This is a genomic window from Citrobacter sp. LUTT5, from assembly GCF_009905315.1.
GTDB lineage: Bacteria > Pseudomonadota > Gammaproteobacteria > Enterobacterales > Enterobacteriaceae > Citrobacter > Citrobacter freundii.
The window spans coordinates 685,731-700,248 of sequence record NZ_CP047606.1; the positions used below are offsets into that span (position 1 = coordinate 685,731).

At 48.4% G+C, this 14,518-nt stretch carries 12 protein-coding genes; 1 reads left to right on the forward strand and 11 read right to left on the reverse strand.

The window, feature by feature from the left end; genetic code table 11:
- Positions 1-43: 43 nt before the first annotated feature.
- From GUC46_RS03330 to zupT, 8 genes are all read right to left on the reverse strand, one after another.
- Entirely contained in the window at positions 44-1,117 is a 1,074-nt protein-coding gene (locus GUC46_RS03330; RefSeq protein WP_071684667.1) for a type 1 fimbrial protein, read from the reverse strand.
- A complete protein-coding gene (locus GUC46_RS03335; protein ID WP_160179739.1) occupies positions 1,114-1,845 on the reverse strand; it encodes a molecular chaperone in 732 nt (243 codons plus the stop codon). Before GUC46_RS03335 ends, GUC46_RS03330 begins: the two co-directional genes overlap by 4 nt.
- 13 nt (positions 1,846-1,858) lie before the next feature.
- Positions 1,859-4,306: a fimbria/pilus outer membrane usher protein gene (locus GUC46_RS03340; RefSeq protein WP_160179741.1), complete on the reverse strand. Its 2,448-nt coding sequence runs from the start codon at positions 4,304-4,306 to the stop codon at positions 1,859-1,861.
- 67 nt (positions 4,307-4,373) lie between these two features.
- Complete coding sequence (locus GUC46_RS03345) at positions 4,374-4,937, reverse strand: fimbrial protein (protein ID WP_044713712.1); 564 nt, start codon at positions 4,935-4,937, stop codon at positions 4,374-4,376.
- A 428-nt stretch (positions 4,938-5,365) separates the two neighbouring features.
- Complete coding sequence (gene dsbI / locus GUC46_RS03350; RefSeq protein WP_003838131.1) at positions 5,366-6,037, reverse strand: protein-disulfide oxidoreductase DsbI; 672 nt, start codon at positions 6,035-6,037, stop codon at positions 5,366-5,368.
- Between the two features lie 14 nt (positions 6,038-6,051).
- A complete protein-coding gene (locus tag GUC46_RS03355; protein WP_160179744.1) occupies positions 6,052-6,720 on the reverse strand; it encodes a thiol:disulfide interchange protein DsbA/DsbL in 669 nt (222 codons plus the stop codon).
- Between the two features lie 23 nt (positions 6,721-6,743).
- Complete coding sequence (locus tag GUC46_RS03360; protein ID WP_121572038.1) at positions 6,744-8,540, reverse strand: aryl-sulfate sulfotransferase; 1,797 nt, start codon at positions 8,538-8,540, stop codon at positions 6,744-6,746.
- Between the two features lie 639 nt (positions 8,541-9,179).
- Positions 9,180-9,953, reverse strand: coding sequence for a zinc transporter ZupT (gene zupT, locus GUC46_RS03365; protein WP_003024600.1), 774 nt, complete (start codon positions 9,951-9,953; stop codon positions 9,180-9,182).
- Between the two features lie 147 nt (positions 9,954-10,100).
- Here zupT and ygiD point away from each other — a divergent pair, with 147 nt between their 5' ends.
- A complete protein-coding gene (ygiD, locus tag GUC46_RS03370; protein ID WP_060854962.1) occupies positions 10,101-10,889 on the forward strand; it encodes a 4,5-DOPA dioxygenase extradiol in 789 nt (262 codons plus the stop codon).
- Positions 10,890-10,974: 85 nt separating this feature from the next.
- On the opposite strand, the gene GUC46_RS03375 is transcribed toward ygiD, so the two are convergent.
- The 3 genes from GUC46_RS03375 to tolC form a co-directional block, all read right to left on the reverse strand.
- Positions 10,975-12,135, reverse strand: a complete 1,161-nt coding sequence (locus tag GUC46_RS03375) for a glutathionylspermidine synthase family protein (protein WP_149911299.1) — start codon at positions 12,133-12,135, stop codon at positions 10,975-10,977.
- Between the two features lie 5 nt (positions 12,136-12,140).
- Positions 12,141-12,818 (reverse strand): DUF1190 family protein, encoded by a 678-nt coding sequence (locus GUC46_RS03380; RefSeq protein WP_003024591.1) that lies wholly within the window; start codon positions 12,816-12,818, stop codon positions 12,141-12,143.
- Between the two features lie 157 nt (positions 12,819-12,975).
- Complete coding sequence (gene tolC, locus GUC46_RS03385) at positions 12,976-14,454, reverse strand: outer membrane channel protein TolC (protein ID WP_085951568.1); 1,479 nt, start codon at positions 14,452-14,454, stop codon at positions 12,976-12,978.
- Positions 14,455-14,518: the final 64 nt, after the last annotated feature.

The window sequence follows — 14,518 nt, forward strand, 5'->3', positions numbered from 1 at the left end:
ATGGTGAAGAAAAGCCGATGCAATGCCATCGGCTTTTTTTTGTTTAGTTGTAGTTAATTTTAAATAACACTACCGTTTCAAATGGTCCGGTCTGAACGGCCTCGCCAGCGACTTGACTTAACTCTGCTTGATAACTTTTCTCTCTGGTCAATAATTCCGTATCAAATTCGGCATACTCTGCGTACGCGTTGTAGGTGGAGAGTGTATTATCTTCCATATTACGGATTTTTAATTGCAAGCCATTACCTATTCTCAGTGAAGTATCATCTTCTGCTAATTCTTCAGTAGTATAGAATGAAGATGAAACTTTGAATGTATCAGTACATCCACTGTCTGCATTTAAATTCTTTATAGTCTTGATGGAGAAACTTTTGGTCATGGTTTTGGCATTGATTTCCATATTATTAAAGGTGCCAAAGTCAATGGTCTGATTTTCCGGATAGATGTTGAATTTTACGCTACAGTCCAGTACTCGAATTTGATCTAATCCAGTGACATGATATTTCAGGTTAGCGGCATCCGGGCTGACGTTGATACCACCAACACCATCAAACTGCACAAGAATATAATCGCCGATACTACTGGTGTAGTCATGGGGAGGCATAGAGATGACTTTTACATACAGGCGCATTCGTGCGATAAACGTTCTCGAGTAGTGTGTATCTTCCGCATTACCTGAGCAAAGATAATGTTCCCAACCGCTGGCTTTGATTTGCGCCGGGTTATAGATCTTCAGTTTCTGATTATCAATACACTGGTGGGTATCAATACTGATAGCACCTTGCGTCGCGTCATAATCAACGCCTTCGTAGGTGACACCTAACTGGTAGTAGGTATCATTGACAGAAGCATAGGGGTTAACCCAGGCATAGGCGTTTTCACCGCTATATCCATCATCGGAAGTGGCGTTATCACAGTACACGGGAATTTTTATATCATTACTTTCCCAGATTTTGTCCCCGGGTTTGGCGTTGTTAGGGACTGCAAACGGCTCGATAGCGGTATAACCTTCAACAGGACCTCCGGTGGCTCCCAGATAGCAGTGAACCGCCAGCGCTGAACGAAAAGGGAGCGCGATGAATATTAACAGCAGAAATAACCGTAGCGTGCGGATCATTTTCTGGCCTCCGGCACGATAAGATCGCATTGACCATGGCATTTCACGTTCAGCATGCGCAGTCCGCCATAATCATCCATATATCCTAGTGCGAACGCATTTCCGTTATAACCGCCGGCATTTAATGTGACAGAGGAAAAAGGGGCAATCATCTTACTGCTAAAGCCTGACAATTGGCTTTTGCTGTCTTTGCCAAAAAAAGCCAACGTAATGTAGTAGGCGGTAGGATTATTAACCAACAGCGTATTTCCCTGTTGGCTAACTTTGAGCTGAAGTTCAACTTCAGTACCCGGCTTTTTCTTCAAAGCCGCTGGACGCCAGAACAATTTCAATCGAGATTGCAGGGCCATCTGCACAATGGCATTGCTTCCCTTATTTTCTGGCGCAGGCGGAATTTCACGGACATTAAAATAGAACAGCGTTTCCCGATCCTGAGGTAGTGAGCGAGCTTTATCCTGCTTAACGATCCTCACTTGTGAAATTGCGCTGGGATTTAAGCGTTGGATTGGAGGCAGGGCAACCAGAAAGGTGTCGTCCTTATTACCTTTTTCATCTTCAATCCATGAATAGGCCAGATAGGGCAGCTGCTTGCTCTGGTTTTCGATTTTCAGGCTGCTGGCCTTTTCGTTGCCGTTAAATATTATCCGCGTTCTGTCAGGTTGAATTGCCGCCTGAGAGGTGAGTGATAAGGCGAATAGTACTATTGGCAATTTTTTAAATAATGTCATTTTTCATCCTTAATTAATGACAAGGTAAAATAAGGTTTTGCGTGGTGATATCTAATGTGTCTGGTAATGCGAAGGTGCATGTCTTTTTATCACCCCATTGAACTGTAAAGTGTTGCCCACTGTCGACACCACCAAGCCAGGCATGACCTTCTTCACTGACCATTCCTACTTCGGTATTGCTGGCAATATGCCGAACGATCGCGCCAAGTGGCGGGTAGTCTCCATTTTCCATTCTGATGGCGACGGTAATATTTTTGCCTGCACGGGATATCAGCGCTTTGTAACCGATAGCTCCTTCCGTCCAGGTTTGGCGGGTGATCGTTTCATCAACGGTAACGCCGTCAGGGAGATCGTTCATGTTGACGGCGATGGTTGAGGGTTGATAACTGGATATCATCGGTACAACCGCATAGCCGAGGCGGTTGGTGCGATTGCTATCTCCCTGAACAGGTATATCGGCCACGCCATCTGTACCGATCATAACTCGAGGTTCATTACCAAAACTGCGACGATGCAAGGCAATACCTTTGCCCGTGGCTGTCATTGAACCGCTCCAACTGGCGCTGACAGAGGTGTAGTCGCTGGCAGCATAGCTTCCGGAGAACTGTAGCTCGCCCGCAGGGGTAGTATGCTGGTAGTTGCCCCTGAATTGCGCGCCGTTATCTGGCTTGTCGGTGGCGGTTCCTGCGGAAACGCCCCAGGTATTACGGGGATCGGAGGAATCATTCCATGAGAGAGTGTTAGTGGTGTTGCTGCTATTGCGCATGTCGTAATTCAACCGCCGACCAAAGTCGAAGGGAACGGAGAGCGAAACATAGACCTGCTTATCGTTATCACTCTCTTCGTAGTGCGTTGTGCTGAAGGATGTCGATAGCGATAAACCTTTCCACTCACCGACATCAAAGTTAAATCCGGCAGTTACGGATGCGGTAGTAGAGCTGTCGCCATCCCACCATTGCTGGCGTAGTGCGCTGACGTACAAATTCATCCGCAAAGGATCGATCGGCTGGTTGAAGGCGATGCTTACGGTCTGCTTTTCGTCCTGCGTATCAGCATTGTTGTACTGATGGGCGATAAAGTTGGCATAGCTATGAAATTCACGTTCGGAGAAACGATATGCCGCAAGTGAAATCTGGCTGTTTGTCGCATCAAAGCGTTTGCTGTAGTTCAGTCGGTAACTGAGACCGTTTTCTTGATGACCATCATCGAAAGTGCTGCTGGCACGTGTAACGTCAAATGAAAGCGCGCCCAGCCATAGCATATTCTGCCCAATGCCGAGTGCCGCAGAGCGATAATCGCTGCCTCCTGCGAGGATCCCGCCATACAGCGAGGTATTGGACAATATTCCCCACGAGGCTTCTCCACTGGCAAAGGTCTCATCGATCACATGATGCGAGATGTCCGGACGTGCACGGCCTGCCGCGATTTTGTAACGGACCTGCCCCTCGCGGGTCAAGAAGGGCGTGGATGCTGCAGAAACCTGAAACGTATTGGTTCTGCCATCTTCTTCGGTGATTTTAACATCTAGCGTACCCTGTACCGATTGGTTGAGATCGGTAATGACAAAGGGGCCAGGGGCAACCTTTGTTTGATAAATAACGCGACCGGAGTGGCTGACGGTGACGGTCGCATTGGTTTGTGCGATACCGCTGATTTGTGGGGCATAGCCACGTAATTCCCACGGCAGCATGCGATCGTCGCTTGCCAGTGCAGCGCCATTATAGGAAAAACCGTCGAAGATATTGGAACTTAGATCAGTTTCTCCCAGTGTGAGTTTGGCGCCCAGAGAAGGGAGAGGGCGAAAAAGATAGGTACGCGAAATGCTCCGTGTCGTTTGGGTGTTTTTTTCATTGCGGTTCTGACTGATTTGGTAATCGCTACGTAAGCGCCATGCGCCCATATTCAGGCCAGCAGCACCGTAGGAGTTTATATTTTCTGTACTTTTACCCCGATCGGGACGATAAGTGCTGGCAAATAAGTTGTAGTCGAAGAGCAAGCCATTTACGCCGTGATCCCAGGTGGATGGCGGCATCCAGCTCTCTGATTTCCATGCCATTAATACTTGCGGAATACTAATATCCAGGTGTTGATTCGCAATGTCTAGCGTAAACGCAATGTCGGCGTATGCGGTGAAATCTACGCAATTGTTCTGCATTGGCAGGGAACGTAAAATTTTCTCTTTTAACCCCAATTGCTCGGCAAGATCGGTAGGAATACAGACTGCAACACCTTCACCTTTTTTCCCCCAGCTCAGTTGGCGGCCAGAGGAGATTTGGTTTTTATTCACAGCAATTGTGACAAAGTAGTTCCCAGGGGCAATTGAGAGATCATCTTTTAGTAGTGAGAGATCCACACTGCTACGCATGGATTTATCCAGTACATTCAGGTTGAATTCGACGGCCAGAGTGGAAAATGACAACAGTAGCCCACATCCATAGGCCACGACCTTGCAGGTATTCATGGCAATCCTTACCTATACCCAAGCGTTGCAAGTGTTATAGGGTGGCCATCCGGCCACCATAATGTGACTACTTATAGGTAAGTCTGTAGGTTGCCGTCGCGGCGACAGCGCCCACGGTGACATCCGTTGCGCCAATTTTTTCCATATAGGCTTGGAATGGAAGGATTTGAGTCGCTGATCCTGCACTTAGATCAATGGTTTTTGCGGTCCCCAGAGTAATCTTCGTGCTTGTTTTGTCCAGAAGGCGTACGCCAACATTTGTTGCACCACTGGCAAAAGTATTGCTAAGCAGGCTGGTATCTTCAGCTGTAACGCTGTCACTGTTAAATGTGACATCAACTTTGGACACAGGTACATCGCTGCCATTATTTGAGTGTGGCAGATCGCAATTGACTAAGTGAAGGCTGGAGTCAACCGCATCAGAATGTCCGTTAGTATTGATATAGCTGGCAGGAACTTCACCCAGCTCAACCTGCTTGTCAATATCGTCAGGTTCAATGGCGCAAGGGGCATTAATAATGGTACCCGTGAAGGTTATTTTGCCGCTACCACCGTCAACATCGGCGAAGGCACTGGTGGTAGTTAATGTGGCGATAGCCACGGCTAATAACGTTTCTTTGCCTAGTTTCATACAATCATTCCTTTAGTAATATACAATATCCTTTATGCTTAAGTCGAAATAATAGGTTTTTTAAAATATTATATCACCAGGATATTTTGTTTTTGCGTGATATTCGGAATTTGACCCGGTATTGATTAAGTTTGGTGTATATATATTTCGATGTTGCAATTTGCATTGCATTTGATGAGAGAATGAATGGTGTTTTATTATTATTTTTCGTGGTGTTGACTCTAAGGTGGTTATTGTAAAACTGTGATTTAGATGAGGTTTTTTTCTGCAAATCAGAATATATAAATATTGATTTATTATTGTTTGCGCCAAATAATTTGCGTTTTGTATGATTTGAACCGAAGGGAATCCAGCGATAGGATTGTATAACCATCGTAAAAAAAGCAGAAATCTGAATACAGACTTCTGCTTTGGTTTTTCCATTCAGGTTATTTGGCCCTGGCCAGTTTCAATGCCCATGCGCCGCTCATTATCACCAACAGCAATAAACATAAGCCAAAGGCTAGCAGGCATGCCTGCGCCATGTTCATAAATTGCCACGGTGGAAGCAGATACCAGCCTTCAGACTGTTGGTATAGATCGATAAACCACTTTTGCGTACTGCTGAGTGCCACGCCATCAGGCACTATGGGGGCATCATAGCCGCAATCTCCAGTGGGTTTAAACCACTCCGGAGCCCAGTTTGCCAGCGGCAAATTGAAAGGGAATGTCGGATCGGTGGAACACCCCTGGACGCCAAACAGTGAATCCGGGCTATGTACCGCATGATGAATATCATTGAGTTTGAGCGAGAACTTAATGCCCATGATGCTGCCGTAAAATGCCGCAATGCAGCCAATAAGCTTCAGAACAACATTTTTAGGGTTTATTGCCGCGATCAATCCACCGAAAACCATCACAAACATGGCAAAGCGAATGTAGACACACTGCTCGCAGGGGGCCATATAGAGATAGATTTGGAAAAACGAGTGGGCCAATATTATTAACCCGCCCATCGCGCAGGCCATCAGTAGCCACAGAAAGCGCCGTTCCTGCCATCTCACCAGCGTATCAACCGGCGTGGTACGTAAGTCCCGCCACAATCCTTTTATGAAAACCATAGCCTCGTCCCTGTTTATTTTGTTGCCAGCTCTCTGACAAGCTCAGCCATGGAGTCAATGGATTTGATACTCTTGGTGTAGATCAGGTATTTACCGTTAACGACGTAAGCCGGAACCCCCTGAATTTTGGCGACGTCGTATGCCGCTTTCCATTTCTCCAGCGTTTGCTGAACGGTGGGATCTTGCAGCGCGGCGTCAAAATCTGCCTGGCTCATGCCTGCAGCATCCAGGCCTGTTTTAATGAATGCGGCCGGATCTTTACCATCTGACCAGCGCTCTTTCCTGTCGTGGTAAGCAGCGTAATAAGCGAATTTCGCTTTTTTGAACTGTGATTTGGCATCAAATAATGAAATCCCTGCTGCCTGATCTTTAGCAATCATTACTGCAAAAACTTCACTGGCCTGTTTACCATATTCCCCTTTGGTTTCCAGATGAAATGGTGTGAAGGTGACGAGATCGGCAACTTTTTCAGAAACCGGGCCAGTCACGGCTTTATCATATTTGTAACAGAACGGACAGGCGTAGCTGAATACTTTTATTAACGTCTTATCAGCATTAGGAATCGGTTTCTCTAAAACCATATAATCAGTGCCTTCTGTAAAAGCGGAGGCGGCAAACGACGAAGCAAGTGTGGCGGTTAATATCACGCTTTTAAATAATGAAGTAATCCATTTAGATGACATAATTAATCCTTAATCTAACGCGATTATTTAAACATGTGTTGTGGGCGGACCAGTAATGCACGGTAGTGCGTTTGGTTCGGCTTATCTGAAAGAACATCAATCTCAACTTTGACTTCTTTGGTCTTATAATCAATTTCGTTGATCTTGCCGATGGTTGGTTGTCCAACGTCAAATAAATTAATTGAGCCACCAAAGCCAAACATGGTGTCACGGTCTTTCTGATATTCGATAACCGAGGTGATGGGACTATAGAAATCGTAGCCGCGTTCTTTTCCGTATTCCCAAATTTGCTGAACGGTTCCTTTTTTCTCGTCAACTTTATATTCGACGAAACGGGAATATTTCATCGTCGGCAATGCCGGTTGTTCGAGCCCACGACCATCGCCGTTGTCAAAGATGGTTAATGTCCCTTTGCTCGAGAGCCATGCGGTGTGTTGGGTGTAGGTAAAATCGAAATCAGTATTCTCGCACTTACCGTTTTCGTCACATTTTAGCGCGTTGCCCTTATCATCAACCGGTTTTAACAGCTTGCTTGCCAGCGCCTTATTCCAGCCTTTCGACGGTGCCAGAATCCACTTCACCTGTTTATCGCGACCGATTTTGACAACACCCTGATGGCGGGAAGAGATAATAATGGAGTCATCTTTGGCATCATAGGCAATGGAGTTAACGTGCGCCCAGTTACGACCAGCACCCACTCCGAGGGCGTCACCGTAAGGAGTATCTGGCTCCAGTTTCGCCTGTTGACCGGCATGAGCGAGGTCAACGTTGACGCATACCGCGCCTGCGTCCAGTGCACCCAGAAGCGCATCACGCATCGGATCGAGTATCTTTGTCAGATCCCACACATCAACCACACGCCCGGACTTGTCTACTTCAATTATCTGATCGCGGATGGTTTGCACATGGATGCCATCTTCTTTGCGATAATCGCGTTTGCCCACGCGAAGCAACACGGTGTCGTTGATTGTTTCGATCGATTCATGCGACGCGTCGAGGAAGCCGCGCGGTAGCTTATGATCGGCCAGAATCTGCCCCATCATATCGAATTCGTACCAATGCTGACCCTGAACGGCTGTGAAGGTGCCGCGCGGTGTTTCCCGGATACCCATCAAGTAACCGCGCTTATTGATATCCATGTCATGGCCATCGTAAAAGGTATCTTGATCCAGCCACCAACGATATTCACCTTCCGTATCGACGATAAAGGTGAAGGGGGCAATGTCAAAAGGTAATGCCCCGCCCGCAGGACCCGCATCCAGGATGCCGGCATTTTTGTCTTTTTCACCATGCCAGTGGAATTCTGCCCCCTGTGGGGTGAAAGTATGGGTATTCACCAGATAGAGACGGTCTTCAAAGCCAGGCGCTACCTTAATAACTTTCGTTTGCTGTAAATCGGAAATAGAACGGTTATCCATGTAGTGATTAACGATGGCGGACGTTTGCACCACATAATCATCCTTCATGGCTTTGCCATTTTCTTTATATTCAACGGTGACCTTATTGGCAAACTTTTGATAAAGGCCAAAAATAGGTATGCCATCGTAGGTAGCGAGTGACTCTTTGCCCACGGCATATGTCACAGGAATCCCTTTTTCACCTTTACCATGAACGGTGACTTTGACATCTGAAATAACGTGACTATCTAATTCAACCAGTGCGGTAAGCGGGGCGTTTCCGTATGGGTCAACCACTATTGCCCCCAGTTTTCCCGCAGGTTGAGCGGGTTGAAAACCTGCGGCAAACGAATTTCCAGCGGTTAATCCAAACGTCAGTGCGAGTGTGCCAGCGAGAAGTGTTTTTCGGTATTGTCTAAACATGGATATATCTCCTTATATTAACTTTAAATATAATTTCACTGAATATATTATGTTTTTACGATATGGCTAAAAATGAAAATGGTACTACTGATGTCACTTTTATTGTGGGTATATAAATATTGATGAAGTGTATTATTCTACAAAATCTAATTTTTATTGTTTTCTGGATAGTATGAGTGAGGTATTTTAAGGACAATGTTTATTATTGCTTAGTGTGATCTCGTCGACAGAGTTTTATTTTTTATAACTGTTTTAGCTATTGGTATAGCTGCTGGTTTATATGATCGAAATCATATATTTGTTTCTGAAATATGCCACTATAGGGGTATGTCAGAATAAGTTTATGTAAAATTTTAACGTTAAATGTTTAATGATGTTAAATGTTAAGGGTAAAAGAATGTTTATTGCCTGGTATTGGATCGTATTAATTGCACTCGTTGCATTGGGTTATTATTGCCATATGAAGCGTTATTGTCGGGCATTCCGACAAGACAGAGACGCATTGCTTGAGGCGCGAAACAAACTCTTCCGACGTTCTGGTGAAGATAACAGCGTGATTAAGGAACAGGAATAGTCCTTCACGTTCTGCTATGGATGAGCGGATGCTGTAAAATAGCAGGGTGGCATCCGCCCTCTGGATTATCCGATTCCCATGGACTGGAGGATGACGAGACTTAACCCCATCACCGACATTCCGCACAGGACCCCATAGCTGGGATTATTATTTGGGTCGATCTCTTTTGCCAGTGGCATCAATTCATCGACTGACAGCGCCACCATAATACCCGCGACTGCCGCCATTATTGCCGCCATCACCACAGGCGAGATGAGACTCCCCAGAATTAACCACGCCAGTACGCCGCCCAGTATTTCTGCCATGCCCGAGATCCCGGCCCAGAATATCGCCGTACGTTTGGAGCCCGTTGCTGCATAGACCGGACCTGCAACGGCTAATCCTTCAGGAATATTGTGTAATGCGACGGCAAGCGCAATACCAAAGCCCAGCTCGAGGTTGCTGCTGGCGGTAACAAACGTCGCAATTCCTTCCGGAAAATTGTGCAGGCTGATGCCGAGCGTTAATAAAATCGCGGTGCGTTTAATGGATCCGGGTAGAGGCTGCGTTGTTTTCTGTACCAGATCCTGAGGGTGCGCGTGCGGCAATAGACGGTCCAGGCCAAAGTAGCCCAGCAAGCCGACGATAAACATTCCGTAGCCCAGCACTGGCGACATGCCTTCAGCGGCCAGCGCAGCAGGTAGCATTTCCATTAGAGAGATCAGTAGCATAATCCCGGCAGCGAAGCCTAAAGAAAAGGCGAGAACGCGGTTGGAAGGTTTTTGCCCTAACACGCCGAGAAATGCGCCGATAAACGTGGCGGCACCTGCCAGTAAAGTCAGAAGTAAAGGTACTGACATCGACAAATAAAACTCCTTATCAATCTGCTTTCCGGACCGGATCGTCAAAATAACTGATGATCTTCATCATGGTTATCTGAGTTCTTCATCAACCGAATAAGCGTATTGTAATGGTATCAAAATGACTCCCTCAGTAAGGATATCATCATGTCTTCAACTCGTATGCCAGCATTGTTTTTGGGCCACGGTAGCCCGATGAATGTTCTGGAAGATAACGTTTATACCCGTGCCTGGCAGCAACTGGGGGAAACGTTGCCGCGTCCGAAAGCCATTGTGGTGGTCTCGGCGCACTGGTTCACCCGTGGAACGGGTGTGACAGCGATGGAAGCGCCTAAAACGATCCACGATTTCGGCGGTTTTCCGCAAGCGCTGTATGACACCCATTACCCGGCTCCGGGCTCGCCAGAACTGGCGCAGCACCTGGTTGATTTACTTGCTCCTGTATCCGTCGCGTTAGACAAAGAGGCGTGGGGTTTTGACCACGGTTCCTGGGGCGTACTGATCAAGATGTATCCGAATGCCGACATCCCGATGGTGCAGTTAAGCATCGATAGTACAAAACCGGCGGCCTGGCATTTTGAGATGGGCCGCAAACTGGCGGCACTGCGTGATGAGGGTATTATGCTGGTGGCCAGTGGTAACGTGGTGCATAACCTACGTACTGCGCGTTGGCACGGTGAGAACACGCCATATCCGTGGGCAACCTCATTCAATGATTATGTTAAGGCTAACCTGACCTGGCAAGGACCGGTTGAGCAGCACCCGCTGGTGAACTATCTTGCTCATGAAGGTGGATCGTTGTCGAACCCGACGCCAGATCATTATCTGCCGCTGCTGTATGTTCTCGGGGCATGGGATGGTAAAGAGTCTGTTACGATCCCTGTAGATGGTATCGAGATGGGAAGTTTAAGTATGTTGTCGGTGCAGGTTGGGTGATGAACGCCCGATGGCGCGACGCTTATCGGGCATTAAGTTCGTGCCGTAGGCCGGGTAAGGCGGAGCCGCCGCCCGGCACTCTCAATCATTCGACAAAAATATGCGGATAGAAACGTGACAGATCCTGCGTGATCAACGCACGGTCTTCACGAATGCCGATCCCGGCTGGTTGATCGTTGATCAGCCAGCTGCCGATCAGCATGTAGCTGTCGCCAAACTTCGGCAGCTGATGGAACTGCTGCACGATCATGCCTTCTTCACCGTACGGGCCTTCCACCGCTTCGATCGTTTTACCGTTCTCAACGATCGACACGTTAGCGCCTTCACGCGAGAAGATCGGTTTGACAACGAATTTATCCATCTGTGGGTAGTCGTCTTCGGCGAAATACGCTGGCAGCAGGTTCGGATGATTCGGGAACATTTCCCATAACAGCGGTAACAGTGCTTTATTGGAAATAATGCTCTTCCAGGCGGGTTCCAGCCAGCGAACGCCAGCGTCTTCCAGCTTGGTGGAGAACATTTCACGCAGCATGAATTCCCACGGATAGAGCTTGAACAGGTTAGCGATCACCTGATCCTGCATATCGGTGAATTGGCCTTTTTCACCAAGACCAATATCTTCTACATAGAGGAATTCTGTAGCGATCTCAGCTTCGGCCGCACAATCCTGCAGATACTGGATCGTACCGCGATCTTCCACCGTATCACGACAACAGGTCAGATGTAGCAACTGAAAACCATACTTCTCACGCAACTCGGTGAAACGCTCGATAAGCTTTTCCTGCAGACTGTTGAACTGATCGCTGCCTTCCGGCAGGTTGCCCGCATTGAGCTGATCTTCCAGCCAGATCCACTGGAAAAACGCGGCTTCGTACAGCGAGGTTGGCGTATCAGCGTTGTTTTCCAGCAGTTTGGGTTCACCGGTTCCATCCCACGCCAGATCGAGACGTGAATAGAGCGACGGTTGCTGTGTCAGCCAGGACTGGCGGACAAAACCCCAGGTATGCTTCGGAATGCGAAACTTGGTCATCAGCTCATCGCTGGCAATGACCTTTTCCACCACTTTGAGGCACATCTGATGCAGCTCTGCGGTGACCTCTTCCAGCTTTTCAACCTGAGCAAGGGTGAGTTTGTAGTACGCGTCTTCACACCAGTACGGCTCGCCGTACATAGTGTGAAAATTAAAACCGTATTCGGTGGCTTTATCGCGCCAGTCCGGGCGCTCAACAATACTGACTCTTTCCATGACGATCAGCCACCCATTGAACGTGTGGTGGTGCCGCTTGCGCTACGCTGCATGGTGCTCTGTTTGGCCACAGACTCACCAAATCCGCCGCGGGTTACGGTAGAGGTGGTGGCTGGTTTCGGTGCCATAGCGGTTTTCGGTACGGTCATGGTGCGACCCGGCGTTGCTGCGCCGTAGTTTTTACCGCTGGCATCTGTGTATTTGCCGTAAGCCGGGCTGGCTGGGTTTTTCGAGCTAAACAGCGGTTGCTGAGCGCCCATTCCGCCACCCATCAGTCGGCCCATCATGTAGCCTGCCATCAGTGGCATCCAGAAGCTGCCGCTGCTTTGATTCTGCGCCTGAGCCTGACCTTCACCGGTCGGCGCCATACCTGCTTGCGCAGGAGCCTGCTGGCACTGGCCTTCGCCGAATTCAGCGATACAGTCTTCACGAGTGGCGTATTTTGGCGCGGTACGTTCAGCTTCTTTCAGCGCATTGTTAAACGCGGTAGTACATTCGGCGCTTTTACCTGGATTCGCTGCAGAGCAGTCGTCAGCGTTCTGATAAAGCGAAACCGTTTCGTCACTCTTTTCACAGCCCGCGAGCATAAACACTGCGGTAACTGCCAGGGCGACAGGAGTCAGATGGCGCGCGCTCCAGCTTTTGCGGAACGAGGCGTGATGTATAGATTTTGTCCGTTTCATTTTTGTCTTCCAGGACCCAGTGGTAAACACAGTAAATAATGCTCAGGATAGAGGATGACTGGTCGAAATTGAAGCGGGAAGAGGCGAGAATGCGCAGGAAGGGGCGGATCTTTACGTTGTCTTACGTTCAGACGGGGCCGAAGCCCCGTCATCAGCATCAGTTACGGAACGGGTTGTTGCCGTTGCTGCTGGTTGAACGTGCTGCTGTCGGCTGAGCCGCAGGCAAATTGCCAGTGCCGTTAAAGTCATTCACGGCGGCATCTTGTTGTGGATTTTGCGGTGCTACGGTATCCGGCGTTGTGGATACCGGTTTACCCAGCGTATTGTTCAGTGCTACCAAATCCTGCTCGTTCAGCGTACCGAGCGCAGATTTGACGTTTAACTGATTGATAAGATAGGTATAACGCGCATTTGCCAGTTGCTGTTTGGCGTTGTACAGCGTGGTGGTGGCATCCAACACATCCACAATGGTACGTGTACCTACGGAATAACCGGCTTCCATCGCATCCAATGAGCTTTGAGCAGAGACAACCGCTTGTTTGTACGCGTTAATGCTACTAATAGAAGCATTAATGTTGTTGAATGAAGAACGAACGGTCTGCACCACGCTGCGGTGTGCGCTTTCCAGTTGTTCACTCGCGCCAACAAAGTTGTACTGCGCTTGTTTCACCTGCGAGTTAACCATCCCGCCCTGGTACAGCGGCAGCGAGAAGCTCAGACCGATTTTGTTCTGGCCCATGTTGCTGTCGTCATACTGGGAGCTGTTGGTTTTAGATCCGCTGTACGAGGTGTCAGATACCCCGGTAGAGGCGGTTAAATCCAGCGTTGGTAAGTGACCATCCTGTGCCTGACGAATCTGCTCACGCGCCAGATCCTGGCTTAAACGCGCCTGCAACAAAGTCAGGTTGCGGTTTTCCGCTTCTTTCAGTAGCGCATTCACCGCCTGCGGTTTGTTGGTTTTGAAACCATCAACGTTCAGCGAAGCCAGTTCCGGGTAATAGTTACCGGTCACCTGACGCAGCTGTTCTACCGCGTTATCCAGATTGTTACGCGCGGTCACTTCGTTCGCCAGCACGGTGTCGTATTGTGAACGGGCGTTCTGCACGTCAGTGATGGCGACCAGACCAACGTTAAAACGCTGAGTGGTCTGATCTAACTGACGATAAACCGCATCTTTCTGTGCCTGGGTGTAAGACAGCACATCAATCGCGTTCAGTACGTTAAAATAGGCCGTAGCGGTATTCAGGATCAGCGTTTGCTGATCGGTCTGATAAGTTACGTCCTGGATGCCCGCTGATTTTTCTTGCAGCGTCAGGGCACGCCATTTAGACATGTCGAACAGCGTCTGAGTCAATTGTAATGACGCGCTGGTGGCGTTGGAGTTGACGCCGTTTGCATCACGGTAGCCATTGCTGTAGGTGTAATCGGCACCTAAACCCAGTTGCGGCAGTAATGGACTACGCGCTTCGTTAATTTTTTCGAATGCAGCATCGCGATCGGCGGCGGATTTACGCAATTCCGGGTTGCTCAGGCGTGCTTGCTGATAAACCTGCATCAGGTTTTCTGCCTGGCTCAAAGTACTGAACCCCGACAGGCTCAGGCCGATAAGGATGGGGAGCAATTTCTTCATTTGCATTCCTTGTTGTGAAGCAGTATTTAGCGCTGATCAAATGTAAAAATATTTGCTGATTCTAGCAGAA

Bases quoted from the DNA above. Each gene is read 5' to 3' on its own strand.
- GUC46_RS03330 (WP_071684667.1), bottom strand. From the start codon at position 1,117: ATGATCCGCACGCTACGGTTATTTCTGCTGTTAATATTCATCGCGCTC.
- GUC46_RS03335 (WP_160179739.1), bottom strand. From the start codon at position 1,845: ATGACATTATTTAAAAAATTGCCAATAGTACTATTCGCCTTATCACTC.
- GUC46_RS03340 (WP_160179741.1), bottom strand. From the start codon at position 4,306: ATGAATACCTGCAAGGTCGTGGCCTATGGATGTGGGCTACTGTTGTCA.
- GUC46_RS03345 (WP_044713712.1), bottom strand. From the start codon at position 4,937: ATGAAACTAGGCAAAGAAACGTTATTAGCCGTGGCTATCGCCACATTA.
- dsbI (WP_003838131.1), bottom strand. From the start codon at position 6,037: ATGGTTTTCATAAAAGGATTGTGGCGGGACTTACGTACCACGCCGGTT.
- GUC46_RS03355 (WP_160179744.1), bottom strand. From the start codon at position 6,720: ATGTCATCTAAATGGATTACTTCATTATTTAAAAGCGTGATATTAACC.
- GUC46_RS03360 (WP_121572038.1), bottom strand. From the start codon at position 8,540: ATGTTTAGACAATACCGAAAAACACTTCTCGCTGGCACACTCGCACTG.
- zupT (WP_003024600.1), bottom strand. From the start codon at position 9,953: ATGTCAGTACCTTTACTTCTGACTTTACTGGCAGGTGCCGCCACGTTT.
- ygiD (WP_060854962.1), top strand. From the start codon at position 10,101: ATGTCTTCAACTCGTATGCCAGCATTGTTTTTGGGCCACGGTAGCCCG.
- GUC46_RS03375 (WP_149911299.1), bottom strand. From the start codon at position 12,135: ATGGAAAGAGTCAGTATTGTTGAGCGCCCGGACTGGCGCGATAAAGCC.
- GUC46_RS03380 (WP_003024591.1), bottom strand. From the start codon at position 12,818: ATGAAACGGACAAAATCTATACATCACGCCTCGTTCCGCAAAAGCTGG.
- tolC (WP_085951568.1), bottom strand. From the start codon at position 14,454: ATGCAAATGAAGAAATTGCTCCCCATCCTTATCGGCCTGAGCCTGTCG.